Annotated in this window: 11 protein-coding genes; all 11 read right to left on the reverse strand. The window is 38.0% G+C overall.

Features of this window, described 5'->3' with window-relative positions:
- Positions 1-1172: 1172 nt before the first annotated feature.
- The 11 genes from AC1DIV_RS14960 to AC1DIV_RS15010 all read right to left on the reverse strand — a co-directional run bounded on the left by AC1DIV_RS14960 (position 1173) and on the right by AC1DIV_RS15010 (position 12918).
- Positions 1173-1358: a hypothetical protein gene (locus AC1DIV_RS14960; RefSeq protein WP_445670115.1), complete on the reverse strand. Its 186-nt coding sequence runs from the start codon at positions 1356-1358 to the stop codon at positions 1173-1175.
- A gap of 57 nt (positions 1359-1415) precedes the next feature.
- Complete coding sequence (locus AC1DIV_RS14965) at positions 1416-1835, reverse strand: HEAT repeat domain-containing protein (protein ID WP_477576750.1); 420 nt, start codon at positions 1833-1835, stop codon at positions 1416-1418.
- A 436-nt stretch (positions 1836-2271) separates the two neighbouring features.
- Positions 2272-2535 (reverse strand): hypothetical protein, encoded by a 264-nt coding sequence (locus AC1DIV_RS14970; protein ID WP_340875972.1) that lies wholly within the window; start codon positions 2533-2535, stop codon positions 2272-2274.
- Positions 2536-2551: 16 nt separating this feature from the next.
- Positions 2552-3967 carry an RHS repeat domain-containing protein gene (locus AC1DIV_RS14975; protein ID WP_340875971.1) on the reverse strand — a complete coding sequence of 472 codons (1416 nt, stop codon included), beginning with the start codon at positions 3965-3967 and terminating at the stop codon, positions 2552-2554.
- The gene (locus AC1DIV_RS14980; RefSeq protein ID WP_340875970.1) at positions 3964-5973 is read right to left on the reverse strand and encodes a hypothetical protein; all 2010 of its coding nucleotides are present in this window, start codon (positions 5971-5973) and stop codon (positions 3964-3966) included. The genes AC1DIV_RS14975 and AC1DIV_RS14980 overlap by 4 nt, the downstream gene beginning before the upstream one ends.
- The gene (locus AC1DIV_RS14985; protein WP_340875969.1) at positions 5939-6481 is read right to left on the reverse strand and encodes an RHS repeat domain-containing protein; all 543 of its coding nucleotides are present in this window, start codon (positions 6479-6481) and stop codon (positions 5939-5941) included. Before AC1DIV_RS14985 ends, AC1DIV_RS14980 begins: the two co-directional genes overlap by 35 nt.
- Positions 6474-7415: a DNRLRE domain-containing protein gene (locus tag AC1DIV_RS14990; RefSeq protein ID WP_340875968.1), complete on the reverse strand. Its 942-nt coding sequence runs from the start codon at positions 7413-7415 to the stop codon at positions 6474-6476. Before AC1DIV_RS14990 ends, AC1DIV_RS14985 begins: the two co-directional genes overlap by 8 nt.
- Before the next feature lie 11 nt (positions 7416-7426).
- Complete coding sequence (locus tag AC1DIV_RS14995) at positions 7427-8101, reverse strand: hypothetical protein (protein ID WP_340875966.1); 675 nt, start codon at positions 8099-8101, stop codon at positions 7427-7429.
- 1275 nt (positions 8102-9376) lie between these two features.
- Entirely contained in the window at positions 9377-10279 is a 903-nt protein-coding gene (locus tag AC1DIV_RS15000; protein ID WP_340875965.1) for an aldo/keto reductase, read from the reverse strand.
- A 272-nt stretch (positions 10280-10551) separates the two neighbouring features.
- The gene (locus AC1DIV_RS15005) at positions 10552-10878 is read right to left on the reverse strand and encodes a PTS sugar transporter subunit IIA (protein ID WP_340875964.1); all 327 of its coding nucleotides are present in this window, start codon (positions 10876-10878) and stop codon (positions 10552-10554) included.
- Between the two features lie 396 nt (positions 10879-11274).
- Entirely contained in the window at positions 11275-12918 is a 1644-nt protein-coding gene (locus AC1DIV_RS15010; protein WP_340875963.1) for an amidohydrolase, read from the reverse strand.
- Positions 12919-12944 lie beyond the last annotated feature (26 nt).

The following is a 12944-nucleotide window of genomic DNA, read 5'->3' on the forward strand; positions in this document are numbered from 1 at the left end:
GAAACCCTAAAAATATATAAGAATTCAATAGTTGTCCAGAGGCTTCAGGGATTTTGCTTTTAACCAAGACAGGAATTTCGAGGAATCGCATCGCCAAATAGAAAAAACGTTCGCAAAAGTGACTCTTACGAACGTTCATGTACGCCTATCCTCTTTTAATCAGAGGAATCGTCCAAATTTTCTTCAATATCTTTTTTTGCGCTATAAAAACCACAAAAAAAGATAGTCAGGATAGAAATTATATAAAAAGAAATACTTACAGCCAAATTGGGGATGAAGTCTAGAATATCTGTAAGGGAGAAAATAATTAAACACAACCCTGGTATAAAGGTAATGAACCATATATACATTTTATTTCTAATAATGAAAATAGAAGTTATGACCAAAAATGCTGCACCATACATTATATAAAACAACTGAATCACCTATTCATTATTTTTTGCTCTTCTTAAGATGTACCATTTAAATAAGGTAATGACATATTATTTATCAAAAGGAATCAGCAAATCCATCTAATAATCCTTCATCCACTTCTTCCTCATTAAATTCCCTGTTCTCTAACCATTGTTGGTAATGAATTATTTCATGAGCAAAACTTCCTAAAATAGCCCAAAGAGCATCTATTTCCCCTCTTTTAGAACATAATTCTTCAAAATCCCCAATAGCTATTCTAATATAACGCTATACGGTTTTTTAATATGGCGCAAAGAAAGAAGCGCTTGCCGTTTTTTTTGTATCTTTGGTTATAATTTGATAACCTTTCTTTAAATACACAACGACTCTTATTGGAAACTGGCTATTCACACGTATCCAAATTGCAAAATTCAGACATGATTTTTCTTACTTCTTACTTTTTGATTTACTCCTTCCTCACCTCTAACTCTTAGCCCATATCTAGGTGGGGGATAAGACTCTTCAGCCATGAGTATTCTTCCTTTCAAACATTATGTGTTTTATAATCCGGAATTAGAATTCATATCATTGCCATGTCATATATGAAAAAGAAACAAATTTACGAACCAAATGATCACTTGCACCAGTTTATCTACAAGTTGCTCTCGCAAAATATTATGTTTAGAAAGAATTCTCCCCAGTTTGATGATCCTTCCCTTCCATTCGTGTACTTCATCTTGCACATAGTGTCTAGATCGTTCACTTTTACAGCTACTCATTTATGAGTTTATTTCTCCAAGAGCTCCTTGTAAGGAAGAACGTGCTGCATCTGTCTGTTCGTTCTTTAGTGCGGATAGTAAGCTTTGTTTGATTAGATTTACATTCTCTTGATTTAATAAATCCACAACGCTATTGGCAACAGCGCATCTTACTCTATAAGAGGGGTCCTTAAGTAAATCTAACATTAATTTTAAATATTTCTTTTCACCTAATAGGTATAATCCTACAAAAAAACCTCGTTTTTACAAGCTGCTTGTTTCATATTTAAGATATTTTTCTAAGATCGGTATAGATGCAGCTTTTCCGATCTTACCAATCCCTTCTGCCGCATACCCCCTTACAATTTCTTCTTTATCCGTTAATGCTTCGTAAAGATGTTCTAGTCCTTTTATTTCATTTAGATCACCTATGGCTTCTACCACTGAAATACGTACCAATTCATCACTATCTTTTAACTTTCTCACTATTGCTTCGAATACATCTTCTCCATCATATCCCTTAAGTGATTCCAGAGCATAATAACGAATTTCCTCATCAGAATATTCAGTTAATTTAATCAAGATGGACTTAATACAGTCGCTATTAGGGAACTCCCCCAATGCTTCGATAGCCGTCAATTTAACAGCTAAATCATCATCTTCTAGAAATTTTACAATTTTCAAAATCGAACTCCGTTCCTGATGTTGTTGTAACTTTTTAATTATGTTTATTTTTTGTTCAGTATTCATGGGATAAGTTCACCTCTTCCTTTAACTTGAGACACAAGTTTTACCCAAAAAAAGCCCCAACTATGTTCTAAGCCGGGGCATTTGTTTAATGTCAAAATTTAAATGGTTTTCTATTATTTCAGCATACTCATCGACAAGTTTCCTCAGCTTCTTCATCATTTCTTTCCTTCTAATTGTATACCTGGACCCTCTTTCGGGCCCGTAGCACCTTAAGCAGTTCTATTGGTATTTCGTCTAATAAGCTAAATTAAACATCTGTGTTGAAAAAATTAAACAGTTGCTACTAATATTAAGACCTAAATAACAGTTTTCACTGTTAAATCTACTGACCTGGTCAACCAACTAATGAAATTAAAATTTATAGTTATAATTAGTTAAGCTTGTATAACCTTTTCAAGTCCTTTTTCAAGCTTTTATAGTGCCAATTGATGTGGTCTAGTTCAATCTCTATTTCGATTAATTTGTTTATCATTGCCTGTTTATCTTCAATAGATTCTATATCTTCCATTAATTTCCCTAAGTTGTTACTACTTTCATAAATATCATGTAAATCAACGTCTGTTACAACCGGTTCTTTTGGTTGTGATAATAGAGACAGTTTTTTTTTTATTTGCTCTAATTTAATATCTTCCATGTTGTTCCTCACCTCCTCATTTTAAACGTTTCTTCAGCCTTGCTATCTCCTTTTCCCAAGCCCTAATTTCCTTTTCCCAATGTTTCCTATCTCTAGAACGTGGGTTTTTAGATATCTTATCTTTGTGTTTTCGTACTTGTTTTTGTAAACCCTCAATTCTCTTTTTTGTTTGTTTATTATTCTGAGCTTTTATATAGTAATCCTTTGCCTTTTTACCGATCCAGGTCCCTGCTTTATATGCTATTCCGCCTAATACGACAGAACCTGTAGCCATTAGCGCTACTTGACCGATACCTGGAACAAAATAAACTGCTAAAACAGCTGCATTCCCAGATGGATCATAGTACATCACCGGGTTATTATTAGCATAATTATATCCATTATTAGTAATCGGATATTCTTTCTCTCCTAACATAGGATCTAATGTTAAGAACCTCCCAATATCTGGGTTATAATAACGTTGTTGTAAATAATAATACTTCGTTTCATTATCATATCGATATCCCGCGTAACGGAATGGTACCTGTGAGGCAAAGGTGCCTAATTCTTTTAGATGGTTGCCCCATGCGTCGTATTCAAAGCTTGCAACTATCGTTCCTGCTTCATCTGTTACCGAAGTGATATCATCATGGGCATTTGCATGGAAGGTGTAGGTCTTTCCGCCCTTTGTCATCGTTAATGGGCGGTTGGCGTTGTCATAGACGTAAGATGCGAGAACTGCACCACTTTGATTGGTTTCTAATACCACATTATCATTTTCATCATAGGTGTAATAAGTGGTTGTCGAGCCAATGGTTTTGCTGGTTCTTAGGCCTTCAGAGTTGTATTGGTATTTTCCTAGACTCGTTGCCCCTTCTTTTACTTCTATTAAACGATCTTGCGCATCATATACGAATGTTCTTTTTCCGTCGTTTGTCAGATTTCCATTTTTATCGTGGGAAATGGAAGCTCCATTATTCGTGGCAAGCTGATTGGCCGCATCGTAAGTATACGTATGGGTCGTCATGTTCGAGCCCTTTGTTACTTTTTTCATCAGACGATTTCCTACTGCATCATACGTGTAATCAATTGTATCCCCATTTGGACGGACTTCCTTGGTGAGCTGTCCACTCTTATCGTACGTGAATTGGCTTGTGCCGTCTTTCGTCTTTTCTGATGAACGGTTTCCTTTTGCATCATACGTATAGTCAAAAGATTCAAGGATCGTGCCGCTTACATTAGTTGTTAACAAGCGGGTCAGTTGATCAGCGCCATTATAATTATATAAAGTGAACGTCCCGTTTTTATTTTTCAATCCTGCAAGTTGATCATTTTCTGTAAACGTAAAGGACGCGGATGTATTCCCGCTAGAAATATTAGTGATCTGATCGTTTTTATCTACCTTACGATTAACCGTTATTTCCGTTGATCTAGAGGAAAATGAGCTCGTCAACGAATTGCCATTTTTATCGTACGTATACGTGTTTTTCCTTCCGTTTGAGTAATCTTCTCTTTTAGCTTGTCATCGGCATCGTAGACGAAGTTGGTCGTTACTTCTGTTACGAGGTCCTTTTCACTTAGCTGGTTACCATTTGCATCATACGTAAACTCATAGCGCTTTATCCCATTATAGGAGGTGGATGTTTTACGATTTACATTATTAAACGTATTGTCTATGAAATTCCCATTTGGAGAGGTAACCTTCGTTTCATTTCCTATTAAATCGTAGGTGTAAGAAATACTCCTGCCTAAGCCATCTGTTAAAGTTGCAATATCATTTCTTTCGTTATAGGTTGAAGTCGTTTTATTACCTTTAGCATTCGTTGTCGCCGTGTGATTTCCTGCTTTGTCATACTCATAAGTAGTTGTTCTACCATTCTCATCAATAACCTTCGTTAAATTATCATTCGAATTGTTTTCGTATTTCCTGGTATCCCCGCCAATTGTTTCTCCTGTTACATTTCCAATGGAATCATAAGTTTTCCATAACGTGTTCCCTTCAGGGTCGGTACTATTCACGACATAGTTTCCTTTTGTATCATAAGCTTGTTTGGTTCGAATAGAACCTATTTGCACTTTAGCTGTATCAAACCAGGCCGTTCCCGTCTGATCCTTATATTGGTAGTACACAGTCAATGATTTGAAATCTTTCGCTGTTACGAATCTTAATGAAGTATGCTGCCAATCATGTGTTTTACTACTGTCGAAATTTCCGTTTACCCATTGTGTCGTGCCATCTTTATGATTAATCGCTACGTTCATTTGATAAGGTCCTGCAGAAGCGGTTGAAGAAGTGGCCTTTGAAAACCCTGAAACCGTAAGCTCTTGTCCCGCTTTTCCGTTTACGGAAACCTCCTGGCGAACAAACTTGTCCACCCCGCGCTTACCCGTTAATTTTATTGACTTTTTCCCGGTATACGCTGTTGTTGCATCTACTCCATCCGAAGATGTTAAGGTACCCGGAAAATACCAGCCATCTGCAACTCCGTTCTTATCCGTCATTTCAAAATTACTATTATTTATTAAATTGAAGGCTCCATAATATTCCTCTTCAACTTGTAAACCATCAAAATAAAAGTCTCCCTTACCAGCATTGACATAGGCCTTGAGCGTGAAGGATTCAGTATCACTTGATAGGTCACCAGGGTTAATGACAAGCTGCGTCCGCTCTACATTGCTTGTCCCAGAAAACATCGGACTACTAATGGTTTGAGTCATTTTACCACTTGCGTTTCCGCCGGTAATCACTAATTTAGCATTGGAATTGGCATTGGTCGTTTTCATGTACCCACTGATTACATACTTTTTTTGAGCATTATAGGGGATACGTCCACTTTCGACTGCTGCCGCTGTGGTTGGATTGGAAATTTTAAGTTGCTTTACGCCAAGGTTAGATTTTTGAATCGATATGCCAGTTGAATCGTAGGTGAATGTAGCTGTACCGATTTTTGTCCAATGATCTGGCCATTTATCATTGTTGGCATCTGTTTCAAAACTGCCATTTTTCAAGAGATTTTCACCGATACTTAAAGATGATGTTTCCTCTATGGTATTCCCGTTCGAATCATACTTTACAGCAGAAGATTTCGTTGCTGCATCCGTTGACGCCACATTGTTATTGTTACTGTCATATTCCTCGGTTGATACATTACCTTTCGCATCAATAAATTCGATGGGATTATTGTTTTCATCGTACTTAATTTTTTCTTGCTCATTTAATGTATTGCTGAATGATGTTACATTCCCTGCCTCATCATAGCTATAATCATATGTTGCATTGGAACCCGATTTATTTGCATTTTCATCTTTTTCTTGAATGATGTTATTTTGATCATCATAGTTAAATGTTCGCGTATAATTAAGACCACCGACATCTGAAACAGACTTTATCACGTTTCCGTAAGCATTATGGGTGTATGCTGTTTTAACACCTCTTGATGGTGACTCCAGTTGACTCATTATAGGACAATGTATAATAATCTTTTTGGAGAGCTCCGGCAATTGTAACGGGCTGTTCATATTTTATGAGCTGTTTTTCAGTATTGTAGGTCATGAATAATTTTTTGCCTTTTTCATCCGTATAAGACGTCATTTGATGCTTTGCGTCATAACCATAGCCGGTATTTTGGGTAACGGTTCGTTTGGAATCCGTTTCAGAATATCCAGTCAGGTTGCTGGCTGCATCATACGTATATTTATATTCCCGGTTTGCCGGATCTACAATCGAACTTACCTTGCCGTTGGAACCATAACTGATCGTCATTTTTCTTCCGGATGGATCGGTTACAGATACGAGTTTATTCCCTGAATAGGTGTAAGTCGTTTTATTATTATTCGCATCCATTGCGTTCACTATTTTCCCTGAGGCATCAAACGTTGTATAAGATTCATCCTTTTCTATGAGCTTAAATGTTCCATTTGTGTTTTTCTCAAGTTGTACATAAAAGCCTCCAGGTGAATCACTCACCAAATGCATTCCTTGAAAAAATATGATTCGTGCCATCCTCATCGCGATAAAGGACAAGGTCATCACTTGCAAAAATCAGTTTTTGATCAAGATTCGAACTCCAGCCAAATCCAAACATGCCTGATTCAGCGGAACGGCTATTATACGTACGATTCACGGTTAAAGGCAGGCCGCGTCCATCAATTGTAAAGTCCGTTTCCTCTGTATAAAAGTTACCGTTATACGTATTGACATTGGAGCCCGCTGAGGTCCAAAAACTTTCTAGGCCAATGGGTTCAATCGTATAAACGACAGTTAATTTAGGCTTTTTCAATGGATCTGTAGAGTAATCACTAGAACGAAACATTTTACGATTTACGGTTTCATTTGCATTTATCAGCATGATGCCATGGTTCGCTTTTTTTCCGCTATACCATTCTTTAACAAGATTTGTCATGAAGAATGTATACTCGTTATCTTTTGTCACATTCAAGTTTGATACTTGCGATTCAATTGATGGCTGGTTACTCCAGGTTGCTGAATCGGAAGCCCATGGCTTTGAAATGGGATAAACCCCAACACTTGCTGTATGATCGAATCCATTTAAGTTAGAATGTGAGCTTAATTTTAAATTTGCAGATGTAATCTTTGCACCGCTTAATAAATTTTTCAAATTAAATTTAACTAAAGATCGAGTTGTTCCGTAATATATTTGTTTTCCTGTGATAAGAGAAGGATCCAGCCAGTAATTCACTTTCGGATATGCGGATGAAATGAATGTGTCGGAAGTGGTGTGATCTTGGATTCCAACTGTTGGATCAATGACAATGGGGTATTTCCGTTCTTTTGAATTTAGCCAGCCTTCATCAGCGACTACATCGACATAGGTCTTCCCTTTCTCATGACGAAGCTTCATGGAAAGATCGTGTGAAATATTTTCAGCCGCATCATACATAAAAGGCTTCGTTAAAACGAAAAATTCATTTTTGTCTTTATCTTCAAAATGATATCTCCATTATCGCCTTCTTTTGCTTGTAGACTTTTCAAATTAAACTCATAGGAGAACTTATTTTTTTCAGGCTTGCTCTCAAAAACCAATTCTTCTTTTACGGCATTATTATCGACATGAAAAACTAAATCAGCGTTTGAAAAAACACGAGGATATGTCATACGATTTTCTTCAGCTACACCTTTTACCTTCTTTGCACCGACTAAACCAAATTCAAGCTGCTTATCTTGCTTTTTTAATCGTATCGTTCGATTCTTCTTACTTTTCTTAGAGAACTTTACCTTATAATCATTCGCTTTATTTCCAACAGATAAGTCCCCATCGTCTGATTCAGCTTTTTCAGCGACAATATCATTGTTAATATCCTCCCATTTATTGTCTTTTTCAAAGTGGATGGGTTCTGTATATTCCTCTAGCACATATTCCCGTGTCTTAGTATCAAGGTACGTCTTAGAATTTTCCGTTCTTAGTTCATCCATCTCTTGTAATTCATGTACATCTTTGATTGGTTCGTTCTTCTCTGCAACAGTGACACTTCCCTGAAAAGGCGGAATAATTGATACAATCAGTGCAAGAATCAATGTCCATACTACCAATTTATATTTATTTAGCTTTCTTTTATTAAACTTCATGTAATTTCCCCCCCATTAATTTATGGTCGTGCTGCATAAGTATCGTAAGTGATGTCGTAATTTGTTATTTAATTGAATACTATTGGTACCGGGAATTCAATCAATGAATTCCCTCTTTCACCGGTATATGTTGTCGGGTTTGATGATCTCCAAAAGCACTAGAGACTGATAAATAACCTTTTGTAGGTTTATCTTTTTTGGGTACAGTTGTTGTTTTTAATTGGTGTCATTGTAAACGATGACATGAAGTGGAATCATTTGTTTGGAGGAATAATCAAGTATACATGGGTATATACCGACTTTGTAAACAGGAATCCTTATCCCTTTCTGTTTATAGGAACTTCGAATAAAAAGCACTCCCTAACAACTATTGGAGTAAAAGAAAATACTTGAGCTTGTTTTTTATACCATGGAGCATGACTATGCATATTGGTTAATATTTTTTTTGAGGTACATTCGGAAAAGTATGAGGTTTTTCAGTGGGATTAGCCGGATTGTCGTTCGAATACAAATTATGTGGTTTGTGTTCCCTTGAAGAAATTGAACAACAACACCCTGATTGGCAGCTGCATGTACCAGTCTTCGGTGATTAACTACTAACAAATGAATAATCAACTTACATGGGAGCACCTTCCTGTCAAAGATATGGTTGCTTCTGTATCCTTCATTAGCCCCTCCTATATTTCTACAATTTTCCTCAAATGGAATTAAGGAAAGTATAATTGACCCATGAAAAATAGGAATAGGGCAAAAGGTTAGTAGGTATAATGAACTATAATTTTTAACATATATTAAAAAAACATCATCATAATAGGTATAATTATTCCCACTAACAATTTTACTTTATAAAACATGTTTACACATGAAGTTTTTCGAATGGAGAAATTGAATGACTCGTAGAGTAGACTTTACCCCTGATTTTGGAGTTCGGACAGTTACAAGATACATTTCATTTAATTACTTTCAATGATTTTTGAGAGGATGTGTTCGTTTAATAATATTTCAGTAGAACATTTTTGTTCATTATCACTTGGGGAATTCGGTCAAAAAAAAGAGGAGTATTTGAAGCTTTATTCATAAAAGGGGTAAAGATTGATGTTCCAGTCGTTCACTTGATTTGATAGGTCGGTCTTTGCGGAAGTTTTGGAGAAATGTCATGAGAGGTTTGTTTAAACGATACCCTGTGTACAACTGAGTGATTCCCAATGATTTTTTACACAAAAAGAAAAGACTCCTTCTTGGAAGTCCCATTCTTTTTGTTCATAGGTCTGTTTATTACGGAATATCATGTCCCATCGAGCTTGTTAATATGTTAAACCATTGCTCTTTTTCCATGCTTAAGTTTAGTGAATCAATGGCGCTGTCCAACCGTTCTTTCTTACCGGATCCAATGATTGGAATGATTTTTGCGGGATGCCTCAACAGCCAGGCATACATCACTTCATCGATTCCATTGGCACCGATCTCTTCTTTCACGGTTTCTAACGTTTTTCTTAAACGGACAGCCTTTTCGTTCGATTCCTCAAAGATGCTGCCTCCTGCAAGCGGTGACCATGCCATAGGCGCAACGCCCTTTTCCTGACATAAGTTCAAGGTTCCGTCTTCGAAGTTTTCAAGATTGTATGCCGAAAGCTCCAGCTGATTCGTCACAAGCGGATAGTCTAGATATGATTGGAGCATATCCCATTGCGGTTTTTTGAAGTTCGATACTCCAAAGTTCCGGACCTTTCCTGATTCCTTTAATTGATTAAACGCCTCAGCCGTTTCCGCCGGGTCCATCAGGGGATCCGGACGATGGATAAGTAATAAATCAATATAATCCGTTTTAAGATTCATAAGGGATTGTTCAACAGACTTTATGATATGGGTTTTACTAGTATCGTAATGGTGACTTTTATGGGAAGGACGGTTTTCTGATTGAAGAACGATGCCACATTTCGTAACGATCTCCACTTTATCGCGTAATGAAGGCTTTAATGAAAGTGCGTTCCCAAAAATCTCCTCACACGTATAGCTTCCATATATATCGGCGTGATCATATGTAGTGACGCCCCGATCCATTCCGTGTTCAATAAGAGATAGGATATCCTCGGCAGGAAATCTCCAATCTGCCAATCTCCACATACCGTGTACAATGCGTGAAAGACTAAGATCTTCAGTTAGATTGACTCTTTGCATGTTTTTCTCCCCTTTTATAAAATGATTGCGCTTGCTAATTAGTTGTTTGTTTTTCTATCATGACTACCCTACGTTAATCAGTGACAGTATCTATTGCTGCTGTCATGAACCTAGTATAATTTAAATTTTCGGAGAATCCTAATCTTGAGTGACCCTTATCTGCCATATTCATTTAACTTAGGTTCATGAAGGAGGATATCTCCGCCTTCTCGTTGAAGTTCACACGTTATAAACATAAGAAAAAGGCTGCCGCAGCAACCTCCTGAATATTGTTAGTTCTTTTGTGTTTTCTTGTGTAATTCCACGATTTCTATCGCTAAATCTTTTGTTGTCATGGAAGTCATCAAGTGATCTTGAGCATGGATCAAGAGCATTGGAATATCGAATTTCTCACCATTCACTTCTTGTTGAATCAATGCGGTTTGGATTTTATGTGCCGCAACAAACTCTTGTTCCGCTTCCTTTAATTTATCCTGGGCATCGCTTGATTTACCTTGTTTTTGCAAGGCGATGGCCTCCATTGCACAACTGCGGGCATTCCCGCTATGGAGAATTAATTGAAATGATAATTCTGATAGATCCTCTTTCGTTATCGTCATATTAACACTCCTTATGTTGTTTTGAAATTAATTGGAGGGCCGTACGCAATACTTCCTTGCCATTACATGATCCATTATTTATTGGATTTTAATATTTTTCTTTCTTTTAAAGCCTTCAATCTTTCTTCTAGCATTTTCTGCATTTCAGTTATTCAATTTAATCTTTAAAGAATTAAAATTTTTCTCTTTTCCTATTTAAATTAAAGATAACTGCCATCATTAAAAAATTTCACCTAATTTTTGAAACATATTTATTAAAACAGTAAATTTTTATGACAAACTGCAGCCCTAGACTAGCCTAGTCTAGAGCTCATTTTTTTCTTTTCCTAGTATCAAATTCATTTATTTTCTTTACACTTTTCATTAAAAATAGAATGATATAGCGTAGTTGAATATTTACATAATGAAATTAATGGTTTCTTCCAACGCATCATTTGCATCCGGAGATTTCCCTAGCTCGTAAACGATTTCCCCGTCAATCATCGTCATTTCAACCCGTAATTGATCAATACCGTCGATTGTTACATCCAATATTCGGTCGTTTAGCACAATCAAATCTGCTAATTTCCCTACCTCGATGCTTCCTTTTTGGTCTTCCTCGAAGCTTGCGTAGGCTCCGTTCCAGGTGTACAACCTAATCGCTTCCATGACGGAGATTTTCTGCTCTTCCCCAATGACCGCGCCGGAAGGTGTCAGTCGGTTGACCGCCCCATGAATGCCGATAAGCGGATTGCAGTTCGAGACGGGGCTATCCGAGGCTCCTGCTACGACAATACCAGCTTTTAAACAGGCTCCAATTGGGTAAAAATAGTCGCTGCGAGCGCCTAAGTGCTTAATGTATATATCTCCAAATTCAGTGAAAAAGTTCGGGTTAGGAACGGTCACTATACCCAATTTAGCCATTCGCTCGATGAGATCGGGCATCGCCAAACCGGCATGCTCGATTCGATGTCTGTGATTGTGCCGCGGATATTGTCTAAGCGCTTCTTCGAATGTATTCAACAACATCTCGATTGCAAGATCGCCCTGTGCGTGAGCCGTAATTTGATAACCATCGCGATGGGCTGAGATGAGCGCGTCGTTCATATTCTCTTGCGTGTAATACAGAATGCCGCTGTCTTCCGGATTCGTCTCATATGGCTGACGCGTCGCAAGCGTCGGCGCGGTGCTGGCTCCGTCTATAAAGATTTTCGCCGGACCGATACGAAATCGATCGTCGCCGAACCCAGTGGACAGGCTCGTCTCTCTCATTCGGTTAAAGTTAGGCTCGTGAACGACCATTGCATACACCCGAACCTTTAAGCGACCAGAACGAACCGCTTGCTGTAGGATGCGAAGATTGACCGGCTCGTACCCTCCGGCATCATGAATTGTCGTAATGCCTAACGATACGAAATCGCGCGAAGCGATTTCCGCCGCTCTGGCCAAGACCTCTTCTGTCGGATTCATGACACGTTTTACCGGATCCATTGCTGCTTCCACTAGTAGCCCGTTTAATCTCCCGGACTTGTCCCGACCGAACACTGCACCTTCCGAATCGCCCGATTGGTCGTTTACACCTGCCAATTCCAACACTTTACTGTTCGCAATCATAATGTGGCCGCATTGTCGCACAATTAGAATCGGGTGTACCGTCGACACTTCATCCAGTTCATGTCGGGTTAGGTACCGCCCTTCCAACATAAACATTTCGTTGTAGCCTACTGCTATGATCCACCCTCCTATAGGGATAGATTCCGCCTTCCGTTTCAATTCACAGATAATATCTGCATTGGATTGAATCGATGCGTCTTTGCAATTAATCGCTAGCCTTGTAAGTCCATAACCGAGCAAGTGCAAATGCGAATCTATAAATCCTGGCAGTAGAGTCCTACCTCGCAAATCCATCACTTTGGTGCTCTCTCCGATCCAACGTTTGATATTCTCATTCGTCCCGACTGCTTCAATTCGGTTACGTTTAACGGCAACTGCTTCTGCGATCAGATTGTTCGAATCGACGGTAATGACTTGTCCGTTTACAAATACTACATCAGCAAACATACGATCACCTCTTATTTTTTCTGTAA

It is taken from the genome of Peribacillus sp. 05N428, assembly GCF_056397085.1.